Consider the following 24,549-nt stretch of genomic DNA (forward strand, 5'->3'; position numbering starts at 1 on the left):
CCACCGGCACGCCGGGCGAGGATTTCCCGCTGTGCGATTTGTGCCGATCACCCGAGTTTCGATAGGGGTTGCGCCGTCGACCGATGAGGTGCATGCATGTCGCTGGTGATGCGCTGATGCGCGGTCCGTGCTGGTCGGTGCCGATATCCGGGTGTCGGGAGGACGGCAGGCGGAACCGGGTGAGCCGGCAGATAAGCTGTGAGTCCGTGGATACGACTTCGCTGACCGGCAAGGAGCTTGCCGCCGCCCTCAATGCCGACACCAAGCAGCGCGCGGCCGCGCTCACCGACGGAGGGACCGCGCCGCGGCTGGTGCTGGTGGTCGCCAACGACGATCCGGCCAGCGGGTGGTACGTGAAATCCTTGCAGCGCGCGGCCGAGCGACTCGGGATCTCCTGCGACACCGTCGATCTCGGCGCCGAGGCCAGCGCCGAGGCGATCCGCACCGAATTGACGAAGCTGAGCGCCGACCCGGCGGTCGACGCGGTCATGCTGCAGACGCCGCTACCCGCCGGAGTCGCGCTGGCCGACGTCGCATCGGCGATCGTCGCCGCCAAGGACGTCGACGGCGTGAGCCCGCATTCGCTGGGCCTGCTGGCGACCGGCCTGCCCGGATTCCCGCCCGCCACCTCGCAGGCCGTGGTGGCGCTGGCCAAACATCACGGGATCCCGCTGGCCGGACAGCATGTCGCGATCGTCGGCCAGTCGAATGTCGTGGGTAAGCCGCTGGCGCAGCTCCTGCTGGCCGAGAACGCCACCGTCACCGTCTGCCACTCCCGCACCACCGATCTGCCCGCGGTGACCTCCGCAGCCGATGTCGTGGTGGCGGCCGCCGGCCGTGCGGGCCTGATCACCGAACGGCATATCCACAAGGGTGCCGTCCTGATCGATGTGGGCACCAACGAGGGCCCCGACGGCAGCATCGTCGGCGACGTCGACGCGGAGTCGGTACAGGGAAAGGCGGCCGCGCTGAGCCCGGTGCCGGGAGGCGTCGGGCCCGTCACGACCGCCCTGTTGATGCGGCACGTGGTGCAGGCCGCCGAGGCGGCCCGCTCCTGACTTACCAGCGCACGGTCACCGGATCACCCATGCCGACGTGGTTGTAGTACCACTCGGCGTCGGCCGGAGCCAGATTGATGCACCCGTGGCTGACGTTCTGGCGGCCCTGGTCGCCGACCGACCACGGGGCCGAGTGCACGAAGACGCCGCCCAAGGTCAGCCGCACGGCGAACTCACCTTTCAGGTAGTACCCCTCCGGTGAGCTGAGCGGGATACCGATGGTGCGCGAGTCGAAGATGGTCGTGCGCTCCTTGTCCATGACGGAGAAGGTGCCGACCGGGGTCTCGTAACCCGGCTTACCCATCGACGCGGGCATCACCCGCGGCGGCTGGCCGGGGACCCACACGGTGAAGGTGTGCGCGGACATATTCGCCTCGGCGCGGGTGCCGCCCTCGGCGCGGAACTCGGAGTGGGCATTACCGGCCGACGCGATCGGCTCTGCCGCTGCTGTGCCGGACGTCAACGCGGCGAGGGCCGCGATGACGAACGCCAGGAACATATGTCTGATCATGTTCCGCATGGCTACCACCCCTTCGGTGGTGTGAATTATCAGATTTTCATTCTTGCTTCCCAGTGGATGTCGGATTGCTCGAAATGTGCCCGGTTCGTGACCGAAACACCGAGTGTCCTTGAACTTCCCGACCGGAAGCCTCTGCTATTGGCGTACCCGGTTGTCCGCGGGATAACCGGACGTTCCGGGCAGCAGTGTGCGGCGTCACTCCGCAGCGGGCGAAACCGCCCGTAGCATCGACCTGCGAGCGGGGGATGGGACGAATCGTTTGGAGGCCGAACTGTGACAGTGCAATCCGAATCCGAGCGGCCGCCCGCCCCCACGGGGTGGTCGCCCGGGCGTACCGTCCTGCTGCTGGTGGCGGCGGTGCTCGGATTGCTGGTCGTGCTCGCGCAGGTGTTCGCGATCGCGCCGGTGTCGTGGACGCAGCCGCTGCTGCGCACGGCCTCGGTGCAGTCGCTGATCATGCTGCTCGGATGGGTCCGGGACGTGTCCGGATCGTGGAACCTGATATTCGCCGCGCTGGCGGTCCTGCTGGCGGTGCTCGCCTTGCGCATCAGGCGCAGCGGCCCGGCCCGGGCGGTCACCGCGGTGACCGCCGTGGGGCTGGTGCTGGCCCTGATCACCACCGTCGGACTCGCATGGTCGGCACATCGTGCGACCGGCCGCTGGATTCTGTTCGGTCCGGCGCTGCCGGGGATCACCACCGGGCGGGGCCCGGATCGGACGGTCACCTACGCGACTCTCGACGGTGAGCAGATGAAGGCCGATCTGTACCTGCCCGCGGACGCCTCGGGGCCCGTGCCGGTGGTGGTGCGGATCCACGGTGGCGGGTTCATCGGCGGCAGCCGCGGCCCGACCCCGTACAACAGCTGGCTGGCCGACCGGGGTTACGCGTTCGTCGATGTCGACTATCGGTTGTCGAATGCGGATCGGCTGCGCTGGAATACGCAGGACGCCGACGTGGGCTGCGCGCTGACCTGGGTGGCGGCGCATGCGCAGGAATACCACTGGGATCTGAACCGGCTGGCCACCTTCGGCGATTCGGCGGGTGGCAATCTCGCCATCAACGTCGCGTACAAGATCGCCAACGGCACCCTGCACCCCAGCTGCGGGTCGGCGGCCGAGCTGCCGAAGGTGCGGGCAGCGATCGCCGATTACCCGGCCGTCGATCTGACCGGGTCGGAATCCGACACCGCCGAGGGCGCGCACGTCGGCCGGGAGTATCTCGGCGGCCCGGCCTCGCGGTTCCCCGAGCGGTACGCCGCCACCGACTCCGCGCCCCAGATCGGCCCGAACTCACCGCCCACGCTGCTGTTGCAGGGCAAGGGCGACCACCTGGTCTTCGCTTCTCGCGCACGGGCTTTCATCGACAAGCTGACCGCGGCCGGGGTCGTCAACCGCTATGTCGAACTGCCGTTCCTGGATCACGGCTACGACGGTGTGCTCAACACCGGCGCCCAAATCGGCCGCGACGTGGTACTGGACTGGTTGCGGCGCTACGACGCGTGATCAGCGGGCGATCGCGGCGACGACGTCGTTGTGCAGGGCGTCGGCGCGCGCGAGGATCTCCTCGATCCGGCGCAGCACCGGAGCGAACTCCTCGGCGTGGTGGTCGCTCAGCGAGGCCACGTTGATGGCGATATTGAGCTGCGAGCTCGCGGCCGCGGCGCGGGCGGCATCGGCGGCGGCACCGATGTCGGTGACCACGTTCGGATTGCCGATGGGCAGCAGATCCGCTGCGAGGGAAAGGATTTCGTCGGCCTCGGCGACGACCGCGGCGGGCACGCGGGCGGCCTGCAGCAGCGCGGCGGCGATGGCCTGCTCGCGGGCCGCGGCCTCGGTGTCGGTGGACTTGGGCAGTTTGTAGGCGGTGCCGACGGCGGTGAAGGCGGTCGCATCGGCCTCGGCCAGCGCCAGCGACCGTGCACGGGCGGCGTCGGCGGCGTCGATGATGCGATCGACGACCGGGCGATTGTCGGCGTCCTTGGCCCGGGTGGTGTAGCGGGCCACCATCGCCACCAGCGCGGCGGCCTGCGCGGCATGCAGGGCGGCGACAGCGCCTCCGCCCGGCGCGGGGATCTTGGCGGCCAGATCGTCGAGGTACCGTCCGATCGTCGACTCCCCGAAGGTGGTCTCCGGTGACGACGCGGTGTCGGCAGACATGCTGTGGGGCCCTCCCGTGGCGATGATCGGCTTGTGGTCCGCCGACAACCGTACCGGGCGCCGCGAGTATCACATGCCCCGACCGTCGCGCCCGGTGAGGAAGTGAGCGAGTATCACATGCCCCGACCGTCGCGGCCGGTGGGAAAGTGAGTAGGTTCGGGCCATGCGTATCGGATTGGGCATCAACTACACCGACGGCTTCAAGGAGGTCGCTGCCGAGGTCGCCGACCTGGAACGTGCCGGGGTGGACATCGTTTTCGTGCCCGAGGCCTACTCGTACGACGCGGTGAGTGCCCTCGGCTATCTGGCCGCCAAGACCGAGCGCGTGCAACTGGCCTCGGGCATCCTGCAGCTGTACACCCGCACGCCCACCCTGACCGCGATGACCGCCGCCGGTCTGGACCACGTCTCCGACGGCCGTTACATCCTCGGGCTGGGCGCGTCCGGTCCGCAGGTGATCGAGGGCTTCCACGGCGTGCCCTACGACGCGCCGATCGGCCGCACCCGCGAGATCATCGAGATCTGCCGCAAGGTGTGGCGGCGCGAGCGCCTGGAATTCGAGGGCAAGCACTATCGGATCCCGCTGCCCGCCGACCGGGGCACCGGGCTGGGCAAGCCGCTGAAGCTGATCAATCATCCGGTGCGCGAACGGATTCCGGTGCTGCTGGCCGCGCTGGGCCCGAAGAATGTGCAACTGGCTGCCGAGATCGCCGAGGGCTGGCAGCCGATCTTCTTCCTGCCGGAGAAGGCCTCCGACGTGTGGGGCGAGGCGCTGGCCGCCGGGAAGGCGAAGCGCGATCCGGCGCTGGGTGATCTGGAGGTGTATGCCGGACCGTTCGCGGCCATCGGCGACAACGTCGAGCCGCTGCGCGAATTCGTCAAGCACCACCTGGCGCTCTACATCGGAGGCATGGGCGCCAAGGGCAAGAACTTCTATCACACCCTGGCCACCAAATACGGCTACGGCGCCGAGGCCGACCGGATCCAGGAGCTGTACCTGGCCGGGAAGAAGGACGAGGCCGCCAAGGTGGTGCCCGAGGAGCTGGCGCGCGACATCTCGCTGATCGGCCCCGCCGGATTCGTGAAGGAACGGGTGGATGCCTTCCGCGAGGCCGGAGTCACGGTGCTGAATGTGGCGCCGCTGGCCGCGACCCCGGCCGAGCGAGTGAAGCTGGTCGAGCAGTTGCGGGAATTGATCTAGCTCGCCGTCCCGTCGCCTCGGTCCCGGCGTGCTGTTCGGCCGGGATCTAGGCGCCGCGCAGCGCGGCCAAGGCCTCCTCGAGGGTCGGGTACAGCGCGAACACCTGGTCCAAATTGGTCATCTTGAGCTGACGGCTGGTGGCCGGACCGTCGGCGACGACCGCGATCCGTGTCGACGCCCCGGCCCGCTGGTGGGCCGCCACGAGGGCGGCCATACCGGCGGAGGCCAGGAAGGTCACCTGCGACAGGTCGATGATCAGGGCCGCAGGCTTGCCGCCCAGCGTCGCCTCGATCGCGTTCTCCAGCGCGGGAGCGGTCGCCAGGTCGACCTCGCCGGCCACCGTGAGCACGGTCGCTTCGTCGTGCACCGAGACCGAGGTGGTCATCGCATCGGCGAGGGGATACGCGTCTCCGGAAGTGTTGGTCACATCAAGACAATCTGCCATGAACACGCCTCCAGCGCTGCATCGCGGGGTGGATTGACTGATGATTCGTAGTAATCACCACCATGAAAACCCCAGGTGTATCGGGAAATCCCGGGCATTCGGATCGAATCGCCGACACCTCAGACCCGGCTCGCCGCGGAGAAGGCGACGGCGGGGAGTTTGGTGGTCATGCGGACCTGGGTCCCGATGCCGATGTGATCGATGGTCAGTTCGTCGGTGAGGGCCCGCATCATGGTGATGCCGCGGCCGCGGTGGCCCGGATCGTCGGGCTGGGGGCGCCAGATGCCGGTGTCGGCGACCTCGACGGTGACGCGGTCCATGGCGCAGTCGGCGGTGAGGACGACGCGGCCGGGGGAGCTGTCGAGGTAGGCGTGTTCGATGCAGTTGCTGCACGCCTCGTTGGCGGCGGCGACCAGGTCGGCGGCGCGTTCGTGCGGGACGGCGGCCGCGGTGAGCCACGCCGCCAGGGCGCGGCGGACGCCGGAGAGCCGGTGCGCCTCGGCGGGGACGTCCAAATGCAGGGGGCGCGGCGGCTGCCGATAGACCACCATGGCCACGTCGTCGTCGTAACCGGCGGGCGGACGCAGCCGCGACAGCACCGCGTCGGCCACCTCGCGCGGCAAATGGTGTGCGGCATCGGACAATTCGTCGGCGAGGTCGTCGAACCGGTCATCGATGTCGACCCCGCGGTGCTCGACCAGGCCGTCGGTGAACAACACCAGCGTCGAGCCCGGTTCGAGCGCGGTCGTGGCCTCGGGGCGGCTCGGCGGGTCGAAGGTGGCCAGCGGTACCGCGCGGCCGCCCTCGAGCAGCCGCCCCTTGCTGCCGGGCCCGGCCAGCACCGGCGGCATATGCCCGGCGCTCGAATAGCGGACGATGCCGCGCTCCGGATCGAGGATGGCCGCACACACGGTCGTGCACATCGCGCCCGGAATGCGGGCGGCCACCGTGTCCAGTTCCGCCAGCAGCTGTGCCGGGCCCGCTCCGCGCAGCAGCAAAGCCCGTGCGGCCGTGCGCAATTGGCCCATCACCACCGCCGCGGACAGGCCACGGCCGACACAGTCGCCGACCACCACGCCGATGCTCCCGTCGCGCAGCTGCACCACGTCGTACCAGTCGCCGCCGATCTCGAGCGGCGGCAGGGCGGGCTCGTAATGCACCGAGAACCGCGGCGGCAGCTCGATCGGGCCGAGCATGGCCCGCTGCAGGGTCAGCGACGTCGAGCGCGCCTGGTCGAAGTTGCGGGCCCGCTGCACGGCCAGGCTGAGATGACCCACCAGCAGCGAGAACAGCGCCCGATCCCCGGCGCTGATGGCGCGGGGCGCGGCGAAACGCAACCACAGTGCCGCATCCCCGGTCTCGCCGAGCGGCGCGACGATGCCCTCGGAGCTGGCCGCGCCCTCGGGGATCACGAACATGCCCCGGCCGGGCCGCAGCCGCACCCGGTCCAGCAGCGCCCGGGCCCGCGCGTCGAGCACCTGCCGCGACACCGCCGCATCGGATTCGATGGCGGTGGACGAGGATTCAGGCCCGTCGTGCGCGCTCGCCACCGGCCCGGACACATACAGATCCGGCGCGGTCGTCCGGTTCGGCCACACCGACACCACCGCGGTCTCCGCGCCGATCGCGCGCCGCAACTCCTCGAGCCCTACCGAGAGCACCTCGACCACACTGGTCGCCGCACCCACCGCCGTCGCCAGCCGCGACACGGCCTGGTCGCGCGCCTGCGCATCGTGTTCGGCGGTGACGTCACGGATGGTGCCGACGTAGACGCGCTCGTCGTCCTCCGGCTTCACCAGCGACGAGGTGCTCACCGCGAGCCACAGCCGCCGCCCGTCCCGATGCTGGATCGGCATGACGAACCGGGCCGCCTCGGTCCCCAGATCCGGGTAGCGCGGCCCGTCCTCGGGCGACCACGGATGCGGAAGCCGATACGGCAACCCCTCCGGGCCGTACCCGGTCAGCGCGCCGAAGGCCGAATTCACCTCGGTGATGGTGCCGCGCGCATCGGCGACGAAGAAACCGTCCTGCAGCGATTCCACCAGCGCCGTGCGAAACGCGTCCCGGTCGGCGAGATCCTCGGCGCGCAACCGCTGCAGCTCGTAACTGCGGGTGCTGTCCAAGAATCCGCGCGTGGCCACGTCGAGGGCGGCCAGGGTCTGCAGCAGGAACTCCAGCGCCGCCTCGGCCCGATCGCCGTCGTGGCTCGCGTCGGCGGAGACGGCCGGGCGGCCGTCGACGAGCCCCTCGCGGTCGACCAGCCGGAAGTGGTGCTCGGTCAGATCGAGAATGCTGACGCCCTCGACCAGCGCGCGGCGGCCCAGTTCGTAGCCTTCGGCCAAGGTGTGCTGTGTCGGTGAATCCAGATGCAGGCGAAGCGCATTCGAATACGCCTCGCGGAACGCCGCCAGCACGGCGCTCATGACACGGGACCCGTCGGCCCGCGGTGGCGGGCGGCCAGGACGAGGGCGTCGTCGGTGTCCTTGGCGTGGCGTTCGAGGATCTCGGCGGTGATCTCGGCCGTCGTCTTCGCCAGGTCGATACCGTCGACGACCTCACCGGCGATGCCGTCGGTGGACATCAGCAGCAGATCACCCGGCCGCACCACCACCGTCTGCGTCTGCAGATTCGGCGGCAGCAGATAGCCGACGATGCCGCCGGTCAGCAGCGCGGCCGCACGAACGGTCGGCTTGACCGGACCGGCCGCGATGACGCGCGAATCGACATTGCCGACGCCGAGCCAGTGCAGCCGGTCGGCCGAGTCGAACAGGGCCAGCGAGACGGCGGCCCCGCGGGTGTCGGCCATCGCCCGGTGGCACATCACCATCAGCACATCCAGCGGCTCGGCCCGGTTCTCCGACAGCACCTGCGCGGCCCGGTCGGCGGCCTCGGCCGCCGCATTACCGTGTCCGAGACCGTCGAGCACCGCGAACAATGCCGCCCCGCCGCCCGCGTCGAGCACTATCGATCGATCACCGGACACCCGCTGGCCCGGAAGCGCACGGCCCGCGACCGCCCATTCGACCGCGCCGATATGCCCGTCCTCATGCACTGGCGGGCACCCACTTCCACATCTCCACCAGTGTGCCCTGGCCGGGCGCGGAGTCGATCAGCAGCCGATCCATCAGCCGCCGCGCGCCCGGCAGGCCCAAACCGAGCCCGCGGCCGGTGGAATAGCCGTCCTCGAGGGCGCGGGCGATATCGCGGATGCCCGGCCCCTGATCCTGTGCTTGCACAACCAGTGCGCGCCGCCCCTCGCGCTCCTCCACGGTGATGCGTATCTCGCCGGTGCCCGCATAACTGGTGATGTTGCGGGCCACCTCGGAGATGGCCGTGGAGATCATGGTGATGTCGGTCAACGAGAAACCCAGCTTCGCCGCGAGTTCCCGCCCAGCCTGACGTGCGGTCACGATGTCGTTCGACATCTTCACCGCGATCACCACGTTGTCAGCGGTCACGGTCACGACCGTCTCGCTGGCGGCGGGCGGGGAGCTTGCTGTTGAGCCAGGCCAAACCTTCCTCGAGATCCAGTGCGGTGTGCATGTCCTCGAACGTCAGACCCAGCTGGACCATCGCGAACGCCACCTCGGGCTGCAGGCCGACTATGACCGTCTCGGCCCCCCGCAGCTTGGTCATGTGGGCGATGGTACGCAGGGAACGAGCGGCGAAGGAGTCCATGACATCGATCGCGGTGACGTCGACGATGATGCCCTGGGCGCGGTATTTGCTGACGTACTTCATCAGGTCGTCCTGCAGCCGCTCGGTATCGGCGTCCGTCAGGGCCGATTGCACGGACGCGATGAGGTAGGTGCCCTGCTTGAGGATGGGTACCGGCATGGGGTCCCCCCGGCTTACCGTCCGTCGCGATCGGTCAACCGCGAGATCTCGTAACCGAGCAGCCGCTCCGCTTCTTCGATACCACCCTGCAGGTCACCCACGGCGTTCATCTTCGTCAGATCCAGCCCGATGGTCACCAGGGCCAGCGCGATCTCCGACGACAGGCCGGTGATGATGACATTGGCACCCATCAGATTGGAGGCGTCGACCGTCTGCACCAGGTGGTTGGCGACAGTGGAGTCGATCATGGGCACACCGGTGATGTCGATGACGACCACCTTGGCGCGATTGGCCCGGATCGCGCGCAGCAGCTGTTCGGTGAGCTGGCGGGCGCGCTGGCTGTCCAGCACGCCGATGATGGGCAGGATCAGCAGCTGCTCACGCACCTGGAGCACGGGAGTCGACAGCTCGCGGATGGCTTCCTGCTGCTGGCGGATGACGCGCTCGCGCTCCTGCACGAAGCTGATGGCCACCGTGTTGGCGATGCGGTTGGCGGCCGGTTCGTAGGCGTCGAGAACCCGCTTCAGCAGGTCGAAATTGGTCTGGTACTTCTCGAACAGGCTGCGTGCCAGAACATCTCGCAGCAGCAGCACGATGCCGATGACCTCGTCGGTCTCGACGCCCCGGGGAATGATGCGCTCGGACAGATCGCGGGCGTAGGCCTGCAGCGCCTCGACGCTACCGGTCTGCAGCGCCTCGACGTAGTTGTCGTAGATCGAGGTGGCCTCGGAGAAGATCTCCTCGGGGGTCATCGCGGTGAGCAGTGCGGCATCACCGATGCGACGGGCCCATTCCTCGCGCAGCTCCGTGCGGTTCTGCCGCAGGTGCTCGACCAGCTGCGGAAGCAGGTTGTCGACCGGCAGTGAATCCGGCGACAAGCCGGTGGACACGTCGGACATGGAAGTTCCTGCCCCTTTCGTAAGGGTAGGTCGGTTGCTCGTCAGGGGTGGCTCGCCCGCGGCTGCTCAACGCTTGCCGTTGCCGAGCCTAGTCTTACCCCATACCCGATGGGGCACAAACCAAACATCGATGACCTGGGGGATTGCCGCAATCACCCCGTCCGTCCGTTGCGATGCCCGGGAGACTCGTGGTCGATATGGGCCCCGCGATGATCGGTCGGTCTTCGATGGTGGGCCAGCAGTGTGTCATAGATGTCGGCGAGGGCGGTCAACTGGTCGCGGTCGAGCACATCGATCATGTGACGACGGACACTGTCGACGTGGGCGGGTGCGGCGGTGGCCAGCACCTCGGCGCCCTTGGTGGTGAGCACGGCCGCGGTGCGGCGGGCATCGTCCGGAATCGATTCGCGCGCAACCAATCCCCGCTTCTCCATCCGGGTTATCTGGTGCGACAGGCGACTTTGCGACCACTCGAGTACGGCGGCGAGGTCGGCGAAGCTGCGGCGCTGTTCGGGGGCGTCGGCGAGGCGGGCGAGCACCGTGTACTCGACGTAGGTGAGGTTGGAGGCGCGCAGCGAATCGCGGCCTACCGCAGCGGCGATCAGGTCGCGGGTGAACACGAAGCCGAGCCAAGCGCGCTTTTCGAGGTCGTCGAGCCAACGGGGTTCGGTCACGATTCCTCTCCAGGTCCCTGATTGGTCATGCTATTGCCTCCCCGTTGTCGGCCACCACTTCAAAACGACAGGTACACCGACGCTGTTGAAGGTGCAACCTAAGGGCCCGGCGGACAAGATTAGGCTTGCCTGAGATCGGGGGTGTCTCGGGTGCTGGTTAGAGTGCGAATCGCTGGATAACCGCCGCGTCCGTGCTCGGACCCGCCCAAGGAGCATGCGTTTCGTGACCGCGCCCGATTTTCTCTACTCGGATCTGCTGCCGATCGGCGCCGATGACACCCCGTACCGGCTGCTGACCACCGAGGGCGTCCACACATTCGAGGCGGGTGGGCGGACGTTCCTGCAGGTGGACCCCGAGGTGCTGCGGATGCTCACCGCGGAGGCGATGCACGACATCAGCCACTATCTGCGCCCGGCGCATCTGGCCCAGCTGCGCAAGATCATCGACGATCCGGAGTCGTCGGGCAACGACCGGTTCGTGGCGCTGGATCTGCTGAAGAACGTGAACATCTCGGCGGGTGGCGTGCTGCCGATGTGTCAGGACACCGGCACCGCGATCGTCATGGGTAAGAAATCCGAGGGCGTGCTGACCGGTGCGGACGACGCCGAATGGATCAGCCGGGGCGTCTTCGACGCGTACACGAAGCTGAATCTGCGCTACTCGCAGTTGGCTCCGCTGTCGATGTGGGAGGAGCGCAACACCGGCACCAACCTGCCCGCGCAGGTCGAGTTGTATTCCAGCCCCGGCGACCCGGCGCATCCGGCCTACAAGTTCCTGTTCATGGCCAAGGGCGGCGGTTCGGCGAACAAGTCGTTCCTGTACCAGGAGACCAAGGCGATCCTGAATCCGGATCGAATGCTCGAATTCCTGGACGAGAAGATCCGCTCGCTGGGCACCGCGGCCTGCCCGCCCTATCACCTGGCCGTCGTGATCGGTGGTACCAGCGCCGAATTCGCGCTCAAGACGGCGAAATACGCCTCGGCCCACTACCTGGACACCATGCCCACCTCGGGATCCATGGCCGCACACGGCTTCCGGGATCTGGAGCTGGAGGAGCAGGTGTTCAAGCTCACCCAATCCTTCGGGATCGGTGCGCAATTCGGCGGCAAGTACTTCTGCCACGACGTGCGCGTGATCCGGCTGCCGCGCCACGGCGCCAGCTGCCCGGTGGCGATCGCGGTGTCCTGTTCGGCCGACCGGCAGGCGCTGGCCAAGATCACCCCCGAGGGCGTGTTCCTGGAGCAGCTGGAACGCGAACCGGCACAGTATCTTCCGGAGCAGACCGACGAGATCCTCGGCGGCGACGTGGTGAAGATCGATCTGAACCGGCCGATGTCGGAGATCCGCGCCGAACTGTCGAAATATCCGGTGAAGACCCGGCTGTCGCTGACCGGCCCGCTGGTGGTTGCCCGCGATATCGCCCACGCCAAGATCAAGGAGCGGCTGGACGCGGGCGAGGAGATGCCGTGGTACATGCGGGATATGGCGGTGTACTACGCCGGTCCCGCCAAGACCCCGGAGGGTTATGCGTCCGGCTCGTTCGGCCCGACCACGGCGGGGCGCATGGACTCCTATGTCGACCAGTTCCAGGCCGCCGGCGGTTCGTTCGTCATGTTGGCCAAGGGCAACCGCTCGGCGCAGGTGACTCGGGCGTGCAAGGAGCACGGCGGGTTCTACCTGGGCTCCATCGGCGGTCCCGCGGCGCGGCTGGCGCTGGACTGCATCAAATCCGTCGAGGTGCTGGAGTATCCGGAGCTCGGTATGGAGGCGGTGTGGAAGATCGAGGTCGAGGACTTCCCGGCGTTCATCGTCGTCGACGACAAGGGCAACGACTTCTTCGCCGAGACCCAGAAGCCGATCGCGCTGCGCGTGCGTACCCGTTCCAAGGAACGGGTCTGAGTCAGAACGGAACGGGTCTGAGGCGGGACGGAACGGGTTTGCGGCGGGACGGAACGGGTCTGAGTCAGAACGGGATTCCCGGCCGCAGTCGGCGGTCGGGGTCGACGGCTTGCCGGACGGCCCGCAGCCGGGTGAGGTTGTCGCCGTAGTAGCGCTGGGGGTCGGCGTCGGGCTCGACGTAGTTGGTGTAGGCGCCCGCGGCGGCCGGGCCGAGGGCGCGGTGCGCGTCGGCGATCCAGCGGCGGGCATCCGGCGGGGAGGCGGGTGCCTCCACGATCCACTGGAGGACGGCCGCGTGGTGGCGCCAGGGGAATGCGGTGGCATCGGCCGCGGTGTCGCGGACTGCCCCGTCGAGAGGGTCGATCAACACGTAACCTTGTGCGCCGCTGCGTGATCGGGCGGTGATCGTCTCGACGATGGCTTCGGAGACGGTGGCGGAGAGCCTGTCGACCACATCGGAGCCCGCCACTTTTGTCGAGCGCGGGGTGGTGGTGCCGCCGCCGAGATGGCCGACCGCATCCAGATGGGGAAGGGTTCGGCTGGTGACGGAGGTCGGCGCCGTCATTGCGGCCGTGGCCAATTCGGTGGTGGCCGCCTCGCCTCGGCCGGCCGGGCAGACGATCATTGCCGCGCAGCCGATCCCGGTACCGGTGGCCCATACCTCGAGATTCGACCAGACGGCGCGGTCGGCGCTCGGCAGCCACTGGGCCCATCCGGTGAGGACCCGCGCGGCGGAATCGGCGGGAAAACTCACGCGCACAATGTCTTTCGACTCCGCCGGGTGGGTGCGATAGGTGAGGGAGGTGACGATGCCGCAGGCGCCGCCCGCTCCCCGCAGCGCCCAGAACAGGCCGGGGAGCTGTGCTGCCGATGTCTCGGCGGTACTTCCGTTGGGCAGCACGAGTGTTGCCGAGAGCAGCCGGTCACAGGTCAGGCCGTAGCGGCGGTTGTCGACGCCGAGGCCGCCGCCGAGAGTCAGGCCCGCGATGCCCACGGTGGGGCAGGTACCCAGGGGGAGGGTGAGGCCCGATGCGGCCAAGGCGGTCTGCACGGCGTAGGTGGTGGCACCGGACCCGATGGTGACCCGGTCGCCGTCGACGGCGATGGCGTCCAGGCGCCGGACATCGATGACCAGCGCGGCGTCGGTTGCGGAGGCACCCACATAAGAATGGCCGCCGGAGCGAGCGGACACCGCGAGCCGGTGTTCGTGGGCGAAGGCCGCGGCGGCCTGGACATCCTCGGCGGTGGCCGCGCTTACGACCGCCACCGGCGCCGCGCGATCGAACTGCGGATCGAACAAGGCCTTCGCCGAACCGAATTCGCCGTCACCGGGGAGGACGAGGGTGCCTCGCAGCTGCTGTCGCAAGGCATTCCATGCGCTCGGATCGATCGCGTCGGCGGCGGCGGCCGGCAAGGCCAACGCCTGCGCCGCGGCGAGTCCGCCCGCGCCGAGCAGCACCGATCGCCGCGAGACTCCCGGCACGGTACGGTCACGATCGTTCATGCGTGTGTTCGGATGCTCTGGCGAATCCATCTCCGGTGTCCACTGTGTCATTCAGTCGCGGGCTTCGCCAGGCAGTGTCAGGGTTCGCGGCGGTGCGAAGATCGACAATGCCACCAGCGTCGCGGCACCGACGGCGGCCGCCAAGGGCACGAGCAGATTTGCGGAGATCGGAAGAGCCATCACACCCTCCTCACCGTCGGGACACCGCCTAACGGTAACCGGTGCGTTGCTTTCCTGTCCGGAGGACTCGCGAAAACGGCGCAGACGCAGCTAGCGGCAGGAGGCTCAGTGTGGCTGGGAAAATGCTGTCTGCGCGGACATATCGAGCAGCACCATGGCATCGTGGTCGGGCGTGCCGGGTTCGGCGAGATAGATCACCACCCGCTGGCCGTCGCTGTCGGCCAGGGGCAGACTCTCGTATTCCAGGCACACCCGCCCGATGGTCGGATGGTTGTACGCCTTGCTGCCCGCGCTGCGGGGACGGACGTCGTACCGATTCCACAGTCGCGCGAATTCCGGGCTCTTGACGATCAATTCGCCCACCAGTGCGCTCAATGCCGGATCGTCGGGATCGGATCCGGCCATCGCGCGCAGATGGGCGACGCTCCCGGCCACCAGGTTCTCCCAGTCCACCCAGAGTGTGCGCGCCGCCGGATGCAGGAAGTGGTAGCGAATGAGGTTGCGCTGGGCGGGCGGAAAGTCCAGCAGGCCCGGAAACAGCGCGAGCCCACCGGGATTGGCCTCGAGCAGATCGTTGATGTGATTCACCACGAACGCCGGATTCGGGCGCACCGTCTCGAGCAACAGCCGGGCGCTGGGCCGCACGGTGCGGCTGGCCGGACGCCGCCGCGGCGACCGATGCCCGGCCGTGCGGGCCGCCAGCGCCTCGAGATGGGCGGTCTCGGCCTCGGTCAGGCGCAGCGCCGCGGCCAGCCGCTGCAGGACGGCGGGACTGGGATTGGTCTCTTTCCCGCGTTCGAGCCGAATGTAGTAGTCGACGCTCACTCCGGCCAGGGTCGCCAGCTCCTCGCGGCGCAACCCGGGAGTGCGGCGCACCCCCGCCGTCGGCAGGCCCACCTCGGCCGGTCGGACGCGCTCGCGCCGGGTCCGCAGATATCTGCCCAGTTCACCCTGATCCACGCCTCGCATTGTAGGGACGCCCGGCGAGACGAAAGGGGTTGTGGCGCACCCTGGATGCGTGCGGCCTGCCTGTTTTCCGCCGATCCGGTCACACTCGGCAGCATGTCGATGACCTTGAATTCCGCACCGGCGATCCCGGTGCACCGGCGCTCCCGGACGTCGATGGTGTTGATTCCCGCACTGTTCGGAAGTTTCTTGATCATCCTGGACGCTTCGGTGGTGAACGTCGCCCTGCCGGTGCTGGGACGACAGCTGGCCGCGGACATGTCCGGCCTGCAGTGGGTGGTCGACGGCTACACCCTGATGTTCGCCTCGCTGCTGCTGTCGGCCGGTTCGCTGGCCGACCGGATCGGTGCCGACCGGGCGTTTTCGATCGGCCTGGCCGGATTCACGCTGGCGTCGGTCGCCTGCGGGGCGGCCCCGACCCTCGCCTGGCTCATCGGCGCCCGATTCCTGCAGGGGATGGCCGCGGCGCTGGTGCTGCCGTCGTCGCTGTCGCTGATCCGGCAGGGCTATGCGGATCCGGCGCGGCGGGCGTGGGCGGTGTCGATCTGGGCGGTCGCGGGATCGGTCGCCATTGCCGCCGGTCCGGTGCTGGGCGGATTGCTGACGGCCTGGAACTGGCGTGCGATCTTCCTGATCAACCTGCCCGTCGGTGTGGTGGCGCTGTGGTTGGTGACGCGGATCGGACGGTCGCCGCGCCGGGCTGCGCCGCTGGATCCGGCCGGACAGGTGACGGCGATCGTGGCCCTGGCCGGCCTGACCTTCGCCCTGATCGAGGGCGGGCACCGGGGATACGGCAGCGCGCCGGTGCTCATCGCCGCGGCCGTGGCCGTGCTGGCCGCCCTCGGCTTCGTCGGCGTCGAATTGCGGCTCGAGCAGCCGATGGTACCGCTCGGTTTGTTCCGGGTGCGGGCCGTGTCGATCACGATGGCGGTGGCATTCGCGTTCAATGCCGCCTTTTACGGCACCGTCTTCGTGCTGAGCCTGTATCTGCAGCAGGTCCGCGGGTATTCGGCACTGCACGCGGGACTCGTGTTCGTGCCGATGATGGCGCTGATCCCCGTCGCGAATCTGATCTCGCCCCGCCTGGCGGGCCGATTCGGGCCGCGAGTGCCGGTGATCGGCGGGCAGCTGACGGTGATCGTGGGGTCGTTGCTGCTGCTGTTCGTGCGGGATTCCACTCCGGCCTTCGCGATGGCGCTGCTGGCGATGCCGATCGGGCTGGGTGGTGGGCTGGCGGTGCCGACGCTCATGAGTGTGCTGCTCGACAGCGTGGCGGCCGAGCGCGCGGGCATGGCCGGAGGCATCCTCAATGCGGTGCGGCAGGTCGGCGGCGCGGTGGCGGTGGCGGTGTTCGGCTCGCTGATCGCGGGTCCGGCGGGATTCGGGCACGGCATGACGACAGGACTGGTGGTCGTCGCGGCGCTGCTGTTGGTGACCACCGTGGCCGCGCTGGGGCTGCGGGTACGACGGTGACACGGCGGGGTGGCATCGGTCGGTCCGGTTTGCCGCAATGGTTACGATCGGCGGATGCTGCGAGAAATAGCCGGTTCGGCGTTGGTACTGGGTGTTGCCATGTGGGGGCCCGCGCTGTCGGGCCCTGCCGTGCACGCCGCCGAATCCGCTGCCGGAACCACGGGACTGGATCCGCTGCTCGCCGCCGCGTACACCTTCGCCGAACGAGAGGCGCACGGGCAGGGTGTCCCGCTGTGGATCGTGTCCGGATATCGCACCCCCGAGGAGCAGGAACAGCTGTGGGAGCAGGGCATCGCCACCCACGGCAGTCCGGACACCGCCCGCCGCTGGGTGCTGCCGCCGAACGAATCCACCCACGTCCAAGGCCGGGCGATCGATGTGGGGCCCGAACAGGGTGCGCGCTGGTTGGAAGCCAACGGCACCCGCTGGGGCCTGTGCCGCACCTACGAGAACGAATGGTGGCATTTCGAATTGGTCACCGTGCCCGGCGGCACCTGCCCGCCGCGCCTGCCGGATGCCAGCGATCGGTAGCCGGCGCCGTCGATCCAGCTAACTTTTGCGGACACGCGGATTGTCCGCTCGGAAATCCCTGCGGCCGGGCCCGCCGTTCGGCATCCTGATGAGCTGGCGATAGCTCGGCAAACGGCCGGGCGGCCACAAGCGACGGAGGCTCGAGTGGAACGGCGGATCCCGGGGGCGGTCGGCTGGTCGGTGCCGATCGGCGAATGTCCGCGCAAACCCGCGGTTACCGGATTTCGCGCGTACTGCCCACCGGGGTGGTTGCTGCTGGAGTTGCCGACGGCGCTGTTGCTGGCGGTCTTCGTCGGGACGGGGTGGCTGGGCTACGCGCAGCCACGGCCCCCCGCGGAACGCCCGGCCCAGGTCGTGATCGCACCGGCCGACGCGGCACAGACCGAGCGGTGAGAATGCATCTGGGGCACAATCGTTTCCCGACAGCAGTAACCCGCAGTCGGAGGGCGTGACCGAATGAGCCTCAGCGGCAACAGATTCCTCGAAGTGGTCGGCAGCCGTCGCATGGCGGTCACGGTGCTGGCGGCCATCACCGGGCTCTACTACTTGATCGTTGCCGTGACCAACTGCACCGATACCGACACCAACCGGCGCGGCGTCGCCGCGGTGCTGTCCATGGAGAGGACGATCCGCCATGCCTCCATCGACTGGCACGCCATCACCAACGACACGGTTGTCCTCGTCGTCTACATCCTCATCGTGATCTGGGAATTCCTGATCGCCCTGGTGCTGCTGTCGGCCGCCGTGGCATGGGTGCGCACCCTCGCGGGCCGGCCCGCCGAGGACCTTGCGGTGAAACTGTCCAGCCTCGGCTGGATCATGGTGATCGTCTTGTTCCTCGGCGGCTTCCTGACGATCGCCGGGGAATGGTTCCGCATGTGGGCCAACAAGGAGGTCAATGCCTCGTCGGCCGCCTTGCAGAACTTCCTGATCGCCGCCGTCGGCCTGATCCTGCTCCATCTTCCCGACCGGAAGACGCCTGCGCCCGGCAGCAGCGCCCCGCCTGCGTAAACGCATTCCTCCGAATCTAGGACCGAACCTGTCCTGCATGTGCGCGAGGATGGGGACATGACCGATACACCGGCACGACTGCTGCGGCTGCTGTCGTTGTTGCAGACCCCGCGCGAATGGCCCGGCCGCGAGCTGGCCGAGCGGCTCGGGGTGACCGATCGGACCGTGCGGCGGGATATCGACAGGCTGCGGGGCCTGGGATATCCGGTCGAGGCGACCATGGGCGCGACCGGGGGGTATCGACTGGCGGCGGGCGCCGCGTTGCCGCCGTTGCTGTTGGACGACGAGGAGGCCGTGGCCGTCGCGGTCGGGCTGCGCGCCGCCGCGGGACAGGCGGTGGCGGGGATCGAGGAGGCCGCGGTCCGGGCCATGACCAAGCTCGAGCAGGTGCTGCCCACTCGGTTGCGGCGGCGGGTGCGGGTGGTGGGCGCGGCGACGGCGGCCTCGCACGGGGACGGGCCGCTCGCCGACCCCGAGGTGCTCACGACCCTGGCCGCCGCGGTGACCAATCAGGAGCGGGTGCGGCTGAGCTATCGCGGCGGCACCGCCACCAAGCGGCACGTCGAACCCGCCGGATTGGCCGTGCGCGGGCGGCGCTGGTATCTGGTGGCCTACGACCTGGACCGATCGGATTGGCGCAGTTTCCGGGTCGACCGCATCGACGACCCGTTACCCACCGGCGCTCGTTTCACCCCCCGCCCGCTGCCCGCCGCGGATGCGGCCGCGTACGTGAGTGGCGCACGAACCGATTGGGGCACACCGGTCTATCGCGTGGACGTCACGATCGCCGCGCCCGCACAGCGTGTTTCGGGGCGGTTGGGGGATCGTCCGGGATCGGTGGAACCGCTGGACGAGCGGCGTTGCCGCTTGCGTGACGATCGGGACGACGATCCGACATGGTTGGCCGGACGGCTCATCTCGTTGGGCGTCGATTTCGAGGTACGCGAATCTCCCGAGCTTGCCGGGCAATTGGGTGTGCTGCGCCAGCGCATCGATCGAGCACTGCAGGCCGACGATCAGGACCGGCCGGGCTCGGCGCGCTCCAGCCACGTGAGGTAGTCGTCGAGCCGAGCCTGGCCGCGCAGGGCGGTGCGGCTGCGAACGGCCAGGCGGGTGCCCCACTCGGCGAGCAAGGTGTGCATCCGCTCGGTACTTCCGGCCCGATGCAGTTCGCGGACGAAGGTGGCCACCTGCTGCAGGGAGACGCCGCCCTTGCGCAGGTAGTGGGCGAGGTAGGCGTCGCGAATCTCGGTGTCGCCGTAGACGCGATACCCGGTCGTGCGATCGCGGCGTGGTGCGACGATGCCGACCTTCTCCCATTCCCGCAGCGTCGCGGGATGGATGCCGAGGCGATGCGCCAGCTGCCCGACCGTGAGCGGCGAGGTGGAGTGCCGCGGCGGCGGGGCCGTGGTGAGAGTGCCGAGCGCGGAACCGACTTGGACGTAGGTTCTGCGCTCCTGCAGGAAACCGGCGTGGAGTTCGTCCAATCGGGTGTAGAGGCCGGTGAGGTCGTTGCGGTTGGCGGCGCGCATGAGATCGATGGCGGCCTGATGGCCGTACCCCTCGCGCAACACGAGAAAGGTGCGCAAGGCCCGCACATGCAGTTCGGTGTAGCGGCGGTAGCCGCTGGGGCTGCGCTCGGCCGCCGGGATGGCTCCGGCCTCTTCGTAGTTGCGGACCGCCTGGGTGGACAGCGCATGCTCGCGGGCCAGGTCGATCGGACGCAGTGTTCGAGAGTTCGAGGGTTTCACGGCGATTTCAGACTATCAGCTTGGAAAAGTTCCAACAGATACTTCAACGATAGCGTCGAAGGGAGGGAATCTGCGAGGAAAGGAAACCGATGAGGACTGTGCTGCCGACCGCGCTCCCGTTGGCCGATGCCGAGACGATCCGGGACGGCCTCGGGCGGTTCCTCGGCGGGCTGGCGCACACACCGGCGCTGCTGGCGGTGGGCGAACCCACCCACGAGGTGGACGCATTCCCGCAGCTGTGCAATGACGTATTCGCCTGCCTGGTCGAGCATTTCGGATACCGCGCGATCGCGCTGGAATCCGACGGCCTGGCCGCGGAGCTCGTGGACGCATACGTCAACGGTGCGGACGCCGATCCGGACGAGGTGCTGCGGCTCGGGTTCAGCCACGGTTTCGGCGCTCGGCCTTCGACCCGGACGCTGGTGCAGTGGGTGCGCGCACACAACGAGACGGTGCCGCCGCACGATCGGGTGCGCGTATACGGATTCGACGCACCGCTCGAGATGTACTACGCGCCGAGCCCGCGTGCCACGCTGACCGCCGTACTCGACTATCTGACAACACATCTGGGCGACTCCGTCCCGCTGCCCTCGCAGGCGCAGATCGACGAGCTGATCGGTCGCGAGGCGGACTGGACCGATCAGGCCGCGCTGTTCGACGGTTCGCGATCGATCGGCGACTCTGCGCGAGCCCGTGCGCTCCGGGTCCTCGCCGACGATCTGGTGGCCGCTCTGACTCGGGAGACTCCGACGCTGGCCGCGGCCTCGGGCGCCGAAGGCTTACGGCTCGCGCGCAGGCAGGCCCGGACCGCGGTCGGACTGCTGCGCTACCACGCCCTCATGGCCTCGACCCGGCCCGACCGCGTCGCCCACATGCTCGGGACGCGCGATGCGATGATGGCCGACAATCTCCTGGACATCGTCGAGGCCGAACGGCACCGGGGCCCGGCCCTGGTCTGGGCCCAGAACGCCCACCTGCAACGGCATCGCTCGGCCTGGACCCTGGCCGGAATGGATCTGCGGTGGTGGAGCGCCGGAGCCCTCGTCTCGACGACCCTCGGCCCCCGCTACGCCTTCATTGCCACCGACCACGCCGTCGAGGCGCACCAGCCGGGCACGCTACAGCACTTACTCGCCGAGGCAACCAGTGGTCGCGCCCTATTTCCCACCCGCGACCTGTTGAACAGCGCGGCACCCTCCACAACCGCCGCGACCACCGAGGATCCGGGTTACTTTCCGCTGAACCCGAGCCACCTGAAGCAGATGGATGCGATCGCCTTCCTCGGCGGGACCGAGACCGGAGCGCCGGGCGGTTCCGGGCATAAGCCTGCAGAAACCACTTAGGTCGGCCTATGCCCGAAACCACCTAGCTTGCGCCATGCCGGACACCACATGGTTGGACCCGCTCCGGAAACCGCGTGAGTGGCCTCGTGCCGGAAACCGCGGAAGCAGGGTGTGCCGGAAGTCGTGTGGGCGGGCACGCCGAAAAGCCCGTAGGTGGGTCAGGGGCGGGGATGTAGGTGCCTGGGAGGTGGAGGTTTCGGCGAGTCGCGGGCGCGGCGCCGTCGCGAGTTCGGTCGTGTCGTGGTGTGCGAGCGCATGATCAGCGTGGTGCTAGCGGACTGCCGGGTGGTGGTGAGGTCGGCCGCGTGACATCGGTCCTTGCTGCCGTAGTGTGTTCGCCGTGCATTCGCTCGGGCTAGAGTGATTGCGTGGCATGGGCTGTCAGGCAACGGCTAGCGAATACTGCTGCCCCGCTTCGTGTTCGGTCGGCTGTGCGACGATTGGGAAGGGCCGGGATCGCTTCGGCCCGGAAGCGGCACCAGGCACGACGTGGGTGGCCATATGAGCCTGAGCACCACCGACAGTGAGATGCGCACCGTTGTGCGGGCGGCCTGTCTGCTCGCCGGAATCGATGCCGACGACAGCGAGCCCGTCCGGCTCGGCGCGCGGCCGGTCTACCGACTGCCAGGCGGTGTGGTGGCGCGCGTCCACCGCCCAGGGCAGGGTGCGCAGGCGCAGCGGACGGTCGCCTCCGCGCGCTGGCTGCGTTGGTCGGGAGTCGATGCGGTGCAACCCCTTTCGGGAGTGCGCCAGCCGCTGCAGGTTCACGACCGCGCGGTGACCTTCTGGCGGGAGCTGCCTCCGCACCGGCCCGCCGCACCGGCGCAGACGGCGGCGGCCCTGGCGCATGTGCACAGCCTGCCACTGCCACCCGAACTCGACCTCGGTCTCGTGGAACCGTTCGCGCCGCTGGAGCACCGCATCCGGGCGGTCACCACACTCGGCGAGGACGATCGACGATGGTTGCGTGAGCATCTGGGCGAACTCCGCGACCGCTGGACGGCCCTTCCGGCCGGACGGCCCTGGTGCGTCATCCACGGCGACGCCACCACCGGCGCGGTGGTGGCCACCACGGACGGACGCGTCGTCGTGCGCCGCCTCGACCGGTTGATGATCGGCCCGCCGGAATGGGATCTGGTCCCGACCGCGCTCGAGCTGATGTCGCTGGGCTGGACCACCGCCCACCACTACGCCGAGTTCTGCCACGCCTACGGGTACGACGTAGTGCGGTGGGCGGGTTATTTTCTGCTGCGCGATATCCGCGAATTGCATCTGACCTTGCGCGCCGCCCGGCCCGGTCATCGCAGCCAGGCATTACATCGGCTGTCCTGCCTGCGCGGCGACGAAGGCCCCCGGCCCTGGCCGGGCTGGCGACGCCTGCGGTCACACGCGTCCGTGCTGGGCTGAATCTGATCGGTTGCCGGACAGCGCATTCGGTGCTGATCGGTGCGATCGCGACATGAAACGCTCGAATACCGTCACGCGGAGTGTGATCCGCATCATCGGGATTTTCCGGCACCGGTAATTAGACTGGGCAAATAATTAGCAATTTGATGTTCGGCCGGGAATTCAGCGGCCAATTTGGCCTGCTGCAAGCAAACTGTTCGTTCGTTCAGTTGGAGGTGATGAGGATGCTATCGGTTGGCAAACATTATTTGGGCGTCGCCGTCGGGGCCGTGACCATTGCGCTGGCCGGGCAGGTGCCCGCCTCGGCGGAGTTCGCGGACCCGGCCGCGTACGGACTGCGGGTCATGCATCAGGAATCCGCGTCGACGCTGGACGGCTTCCAGCTCATGGTGACCGAGGCCAATACCTCTTCGCGCAGCGTCCCTCCGCTGGACGGAAATCCGTTGAGCCGCGAGGCGTTCCTGTCCAGTGTGGCGATCGGGCAGGTCGACGGGCCCGTCGGCGCGACGGTGTCGGGCGCGACGCTGGACGTGGGATTCGAGGTCGGGGTGCCGTGGTCGCTGCAGAACATCGCTGTCGACGTGTACACGCCCAGTGTCGGGGTCAACGGCGGTGTGTCGGCGGGGGTTTCGGTGCCGCTGACCATCGGCCCGACCGGACCCTCGATCGGCATCAGCCCGCAGGTCGGAGCCAACGCCGGTGTGACGGCTACGATTCTGCCCTCGCAGGAGGCGGTGTTCACGGTGACACCGGGCGGTATCGAGGAGAAGAGCCTCGCCACCCTGAACCTCACCAACCCGCTCGTCTACCTCGATCTGTCGAATGTGCACATGAGTGTCAAGGGCGCGCTCGGGCAGGTCAACCTGCGGCTGTACGTCAAGCTGACCGTGGCGACATCGGCGGGGCAGACCACGAGGATGGTTTACAGCGACCCCATCGCGCTCTGAACCCGCTGACTGTAACACCGGTCACACCGGTCCGCGGGTTGCCGCCCTCCCGCTCCGCGATCGGACCCGTTTATGCAGGATGGCAGGATGCCCGTGAACACCCGCAGTGACGCGCAACGCAGCCGGATGCTGTTGGTCGACGCGGTCGGCAGCCTGCTGCACGCCGGCCGCGTCGGATTTTCGGTGCCCGAACTCGCCACCGAGGCGGGTGTCGGCGTGGCGACGGCGTATCGGCATTTCCCCACCCCGCAGGACGCCATGCAGGCCTTCCATCGCCGCGCCGTCGAACAGCTGCTCGCGGCGTTCGCCGCCGTCGACCCGGGTCTCGACCCGGTCGAGCGATTCCACCGCTGCTGCCGCACCTGGGTCGAGGAGGCGATGCAGTGGGGGTCTGCCGTCCGTTTCATCCGCAGCAGTAAGGGTTTCATCGAGCGCCTGTCCGTCGGCGACCCCATCATCACCGCCCTGCACGACACCCTCGGCGCCGTTCTCACCGCCTTGACGCGAGTCGGCCGGGCCCCCGAAAGCGACACCACCTACGCGGTGCTGATGTGGACCACCATTTTCGACGAACGCGTGGTCTACGACCTCACCGAACATCGGCACTGGTCTCCGGCCGAAACGACCGAGCACCTGACCCGCGCGGTCGCTGGGGCACTGGGCATTTCGGTGTGAGGCGGGGCGCCTGCTACGTGTGGAATCCCTTGGGGCGCTGCGGTGTGTATGAAGAGGCGATGCGAGTGGC

Annotated in this window: 26 protein-coding genes; 13 read left to right on the plus strand and 13 right to left on the minus strand. The window is 68.7% G+C overall.

Going from position 1 to position 24,549, the window contains the following annotated elements:
- Window positions 1-206 precede the first annotated feature (206 nt).
- Complete coding sequence (locus tag IU452_RS22570) at window positions 207-1,058, plus strand: bifunctional 5,10-methylenetetrahydrofolate dehydrogenase/5,10-methenyltetrahydrofolate cyclohydrolase (protein WP_195111107.1); 852 nt, start codon at window positions 207-209, stop codon at window positions 1,056-1,058.
- A gap of 1 nt (window position 1,059) precedes the next feature.
- Here IU452_RS22570 and IU452_RS22575 read toward each other — a convergent pair whose 3' ends face one another.
- A complete protein-coding gene (locus IU452_RS22575; RefSeq protein WP_195111108.1) occupies window positions 1,060-1,578 on the minus strand; it encodes a L,D-transpeptidase in 519 nt (172 codons plus the stop codon).
- A 273-nt stretch (window positions 1,579-1,851) separates the two neighbouring features.
- Between IU452_RS22575 and IU452_RS39240 the strand changes: the two genes are divergently transcribed.
- Window positions 1,852-3,081 (plus strand): alpha/beta hydrolase fold domain-containing protein, encoded by a 1,230-nt coding sequence (locus tag IU452_RS39240; RefSeq protein ID WP_195111109.1) that lies wholly within the window; start codon window positions 1,852-1,854, stop codon window positions 3,079-3,081.
- On the opposite strand, the gene IU452_RS22585 is transcribed toward IU452_RS39240, so the two are convergent.
- Window positions 3,082-3,735 carry a cyclodeaminase/cyclohydrolase family protein gene (locus IU452_RS22585; RefSeq protein ID WP_195111110.1) on the minus strand — a complete coding sequence of 218 codons (654 nt, stop codon included), beginning with the start codon at window positions 3,733-3,735 and terminating at the stop codon, window positions 3,082-3,084.
- Window positions 3,736-3,898: 163 nt separating this feature from the next.
- Between IU452_RS22585 and IU452_RS22590 the strand changes: the two genes are divergently transcribed.
- Window positions 3,899-4,936, plus strand: a complete 1,038-nt coding sequence (locus IU452_RS22590; RefSeq protein WP_195111111.1) for an LLM class F420-dependent oxidoreductase — start codon at window positions 3,899-3,901, stop codon at window positions 4,934-4,936.
- Window positions 4,937-4,982: 46 nt separating this feature from the next.
- Here the strand turns inward: IU452_RS22590 and IU452_RS22595 are convergent, their stop codons facing one another.
- The 7 genes from IU452_RS22595 to IU452_RS22625 all read right to left on the minus strand — a co-directional run bounded on the left by IU452_RS22595 (window position 4,983) and on the right by IU452_RS22625 (window position 10,791).
- Window positions 4,983-5,321, minus strand: coding sequence for an STAS domain-containing protein (locus IU452_RS22595; protein WP_195111298.1), 339 nt, complete (start codon window positions 5,319-5,321; stop codon window positions 4,983-4,985).
- A 179-nt stretch (window positions 5,322-5,500) separates the two neighbouring features.
- A complete protein-coding gene (locus IU452_RS22600) occupies window positions 5,501-7,804 on the minus strand; it encodes a SpoIIE family protein phosphatase (RefSeq protein ID WP_195111112.1) in 2,304 nt (767 codons plus the stop codon).
- The gene (locus tag IU452_RS22605; RefSeq protein WP_195111113.1) at window positions 7,801-8,433 is read right to left on the minus strand and encodes a SpoIIE family protein phosphatase; all 633 of its coding nucleotides are present in this window, start codon (window positions 8,431-8,433) and stop codon (window positions 7,801-7,803) included. The genes IU452_RS22600 and IU452_RS22605 overlap by 4 nt, the downstream gene beginning before the upstream one ends.
- The gene (locus IU452_RS22610) at window positions 8,426-8,806 is read right to left on the minus strand and encodes an ATP-binding protein (protein WP_195111299.1); all 381 of its coding nucleotides are present in this window, start codon (window positions 8,804-8,806) and stop codon (window positions 8,426-8,428) included. The genes IU452_RS22605 and IU452_RS22610 overlap by 8 nt, the downstream gene beginning before the upstream one ends.
- Before the next feature lie 22 nt (window positions 8,807-8,828).
- Window positions 8,829-9,218, minus strand: coding sequence for an STAS domain-containing protein (locus tag IU452_RS22615; protein ID WP_195111114.1), 390 nt, complete (start codon window positions 9,216-9,218; stop codon window positions 8,829-8,831).
- Between the two features lie 14 nt (window positions 9,219-9,232).
- Entirely contained in the window at window positions 9,233-10,117 is an 885-nt protein-coding gene (locus IU452_RS22620) for an STAS domain-containing protein (RefSeq protein ID WP_195111115.1), read from the minus strand.
- A 152-nt stretch (window positions 10,118-10,269) separates the two neighbouring features.
- Window positions 10,270-10,791 (minus strand): MarR family winged helix-turn-helix transcriptional regulator, encoded by a 522-nt coding sequence (locus IU452_RS22625; RefSeq protein WP_195111116.1) that lies wholly within the window; start codon window positions 10,789-10,791, stop codon window positions 10,270-10,272.
- 214 nt (window positions 10,792-11,005) lie between these two features.
- Between IU452_RS22625 and IU452_RS22630 the strand changes: the two genes are divergently transcribed.
- Window positions 11,006-12,691, plus strand: a complete 1,686-nt coding sequence (locus IU452_RS22630; protein WP_195111117.1) for a fumarate hydratase — start codon at window positions 11,006-11,008, stop codon at window positions 12,689-12,691.
- Window positions 12,692-12,755: 64 nt separating this feature from the next.
- Here IU452_RS22630 and IU452_RS22635 read toward each other — a convergent pair whose 3' ends face one another.
- From IU452_RS22635 to IU452_RS22640, 3 genes are all read right to left on the minus strand, one after another.
- Window positions 12,756-14,195 carry an FAD-binding oxidoreductase gene (locus IU452_RS22635; RefSeq protein ID WP_195111118.1) on the minus strand — a complete coding sequence of 480 codons (1,440 nt, stop codon included), beginning with the start codon at window positions 14,193-14,195 and terminating at the stop codon, window positions 12,756-12,758.
- A gap of 51 nt (window positions 14,196-14,246) precedes the next feature.
- Window positions 14,247-14,375, minus strand: a complete 129-nt coding sequence (locus IU452_RS38970) for a hypothetical protein (protein ID WP_267467612.1) — start codon at window positions 14,373-14,375, stop codon at window positions 14,247-14,249.
- A gap of 105 nt (window positions 14,376-14,480) precedes the next feature.
- The gene (locus IU452_RS22640) at window positions 14,481-15,335 is read right to left on the minus strand and encodes a helix-turn-helix transcriptional regulator (protein ID WP_324192759.1); all 855 of its coding nucleotides are present in this window, start codon (window positions 15,333-15,335) and stop codon (window positions 14,481-14,483) included.
- Between the two features lie 102 nt (window positions 15,336-15,437).
- On the opposite strand from IU452_RS22640, the gene IU452_RS22645 reads away from it, so the two are divergent.
- The 5 genes from IU452_RS22645 (at window position 15,438) to IU452_RS22665 (ending at window position 19,415) form a co-directional block, all read left to right on the plus strand.
- Window positions 15,438-16,814 carry an MFS transporter gene (locus tag IU452_RS22645; RefSeq protein ID WP_228818525.1) on the plus strand — a complete coding sequence of 459 codons (1,377 nt, stop codon included), beginning with the start codon at window positions 15,438-15,440 and terminating at the stop codon, window positions 16,812-16,814.
- A gap of 54 nt (window positions 16,815-16,868) precedes the next feature.
- Window positions 16,869-17,345: a M15 family metallopeptidase gene (locus IU452_RS22650; RefSeq protein ID WP_195111120.1), complete on the plus strand. Its 477-nt coding sequence runs from the start codon at window positions 16,869-16,871 to the stop codon at window positions 17,343-17,345.
- 144 nt (window positions 17,346-17,489) lie between these two features.
- The gene (locus IU452_RS22655) at window positions 17,490-17,738 is read left to right on the plus strand and encodes a hypothetical protein (RefSeq protein ID WP_195111121.1); all 249 of its coding nucleotides are present in this window, start codon (window positions 17,490-17,492) and stop codon (window positions 17,736-17,738) included.
- A gap of 63 nt (window positions 17,739-17,801) precedes the next feature.
- Window positions 17,802-18,356: a DUF2165 domain-containing protein gene (locus IU452_RS22660; RefSeq protein WP_195111122.1), complete on the plus strand. Its 555-nt coding sequence runs from the start codon at window positions 17,802-17,804 to the stop codon at window positions 18,354-18,356.
- A 57-nt stretch (window positions 18,357-18,413) separates the two neighbouring features.
- Window positions 18,414-19,415 carry a helix-turn-helix transcriptional regulator gene (locus IU452_RS22665; protein WP_195111123.1) on the plus strand — a complete coding sequence of 334 codons (1,002 nt, stop codon included), beginning with the start codon at window positions 18,414-18,416 and terminating at the stop codon, window positions 19,413-19,415.
- Here the strand turns inward: IU452_RS22665 and IU452_RS22670 are convergent.
- Complete coding sequence (locus IU452_RS22670) at window positions 19,373-20,107, minus strand: MerR family transcriptional regulator (protein WP_324192760.1); 735 nt, start codon at window positions 20,105-20,107, stop codon at window positions 19,373-19,375. The genes IU452_RS22665 and IU452_RS22670 overlap by 43 nt on opposite strands.
- Before the next feature lie 89 nt (window positions 20,108-20,196).
- On the opposite strand from IU452_RS22670, the gene IU452_RS22675 reads away from it, so the two are divergent.
- The 4 genes from IU452_RS22675 (at window position 20,197) to IU452_RS22690 (ending at window position 24,479) form a co-directional block, all read left to right on the plus strand.
- The gene (locus IU452_RS22675) at window positions 20,197-21,450 is read left to right on the plus strand and encodes an erythromycin esterase family protein (RefSeq protein ID WP_195111124.1); all 1,254 of its coding nucleotides are present in this window, start codon (window positions 20,197-20,199) and stop codon (window positions 21,448-21,450) included.
- Window positions 21,451-21,951: 501 nt separating this feature from the next.
- Window positions 21,952-22,857 (plus strand): phosphotransferase family protein, encoded by a 906-nt coding sequence (locus IU452_RS22680; RefSeq protein WP_195111125.1) that lies wholly within the window; start codon window positions 21,952-21,954, stop codon window positions 22,855-22,857.
- Between the two features lie 269 nt (window positions 22,858-23,126).
- Window positions 23,127-23,804 carry an MspA family porin gene (locus IU452_RS22685; RefSeq protein WP_195111126.1) on the plus strand — a complete coding sequence of 226 codons (678 nt, stop codon included), beginning with the start codon at window positions 23,127-23,129 and terminating at the stop codon, window positions 23,802-23,804.
- A gap of 87 nt (window positions 23,805-23,891) precedes the next feature.
- Window positions 23,892-24,479 (plus strand): TetR/AcrR family transcriptional regulator, encoded by a 588-nt coding sequence (locus IU452_RS22690; protein ID WP_195111127.1) that lies wholly within the window; start codon window positions 23,892-23,894, stop codon window positions 24,477-24,479.
- Window positions 24,480-24,549: the final 70 nt, after the last annotated feature.

Source organism: Nocardia transvalensis, from assembly GCF_015477765.1.
Classification (GTDB): domain Bacteria; phylum Actinomycetota; class Actinomycetes; order Mycobacteriales; family Mycobacteriaceae; genus Nocardia; species Nocardia transvalensis_A.

Coding starts and splice junctions, on each gene's coding strand:
- IU452_RS22585 (WP_195111110.1), bottom strand. CDS start 3,735: ATGTCTGCCGACACCGCGTCGTCACCGGAGACCACCTTCGGGGAGTCG.
- IU452_RS22660 (WP_195111122.1), top strand. CDS start 17,802: ATGAGCCTCAGCGGCAACAGATTCCTCGAAGTGGTCGGCAGCCGTCGC.
- IU452_RS22610 (WP_195111299.1), bottom strand. CDS start 8,806: ATGTCGAACGACATCGTGACCGCACGTCAGGCTGGGCGGGAACTCGCG.
- IU452_RS22590 (WP_195111111.1), top strand. CDS start 3,899: ATGCGTATCGGATTGGGCATCAACTACACCGACGGCTTCAAGGAGGTC.
- IU452_RS22650 (WP_195111120.1), top strand. CDS start 16,869: ATGCTGCGAGAAATAGCCGGTTCGGCGTTGGTACTGGGTGTTGCCATG.
- IU452_RS22615 (WP_195111114.1), bottom strand. CDS start 9,218: ATGCCGGTACCCATCCTCAAGCAGGGCACCTACCTCATCGCGTCCGTG.
- IU452_RS22665 (WP_195111123.1), top strand. CDS start 18,414: ATGACCGATACACCGGCACGACTGCTGCGGCTGCTGTCGTTGTTGCAG.
- IU452_RS22595 (WP_195111298.1), bottom strand. CDS start 5,321: ATGACCACCTCGGTCTCGGTGCACGACGAAGCGACCGTGCTCACGGTG.
- IU452_RS22690 (WP_195111127.1), top strand. CDS start 23,892: ATGCCCGTGAACACCCGCAGTGACGCGCAACGCAGCCGGATGCTGTTG.
- IU452_RS22630 (WP_195111117.1), top strand. CDS start 11,006: ATGCGTTTCGTGACCGCGCCCGATTTTCTCTACTCGGATCTGCTGCCG.
- IU452_RS22600 (WP_195111112.1), bottom strand. CDS start 7,804: ATGAGCGCCGTGCTGGCGGCGTTCCGCGAGGCGTATTCGAATGCGCTT.
- IU452_RS22635 (WP_195111118.1), bottom strand. CDS start 14,195: ATGAACGATCGTGACCGTACCGTGCCGGGAGTCTCGCGGCGATCGGTG.
- IU452_RS22680 (WP_195111125.1), top strand. CDS start 21,952: ATGAGCCTGAGCACCACCGACAGTGAGATGCGCACCGTTGTGCGGGCG.
- IU452_RS22620 (WP_195111115.1), bottom strand. CDS start 10,117: ATGTCCGACGTGTCCACCGGCTTGTCGCCGGATTCACTGCCGGTCGAC.
- IU452_RS38970 (WP_267467612.1), bottom strand. CDS start 14,375: ATGGCTCTTCCGATCTCCGCAAATCTGCTCGTGCCCTTGGCGGCCGCC.
- IU452_RS22645 (WP_228818525.1), top strand. CDS start 15,438: ATGTCGATGACCTTGAATTCCGCACCGGCGATCCCGGTGCACCGGCGC.
- IU452_RS22675 (WP_195111124.1), top strand. CDS start 20,197: ATGAGGACTGTGCTGCCGACCGCGCTCCCGTTGGCCGATGCCGAGACG.
- IU452_RS22575 (WP_195111108.1), bottom strand. CDS start 1,578: ATGCGGAACATGATCAGACATATGTTCCTGGCGTTCGTCATCGCGGCC.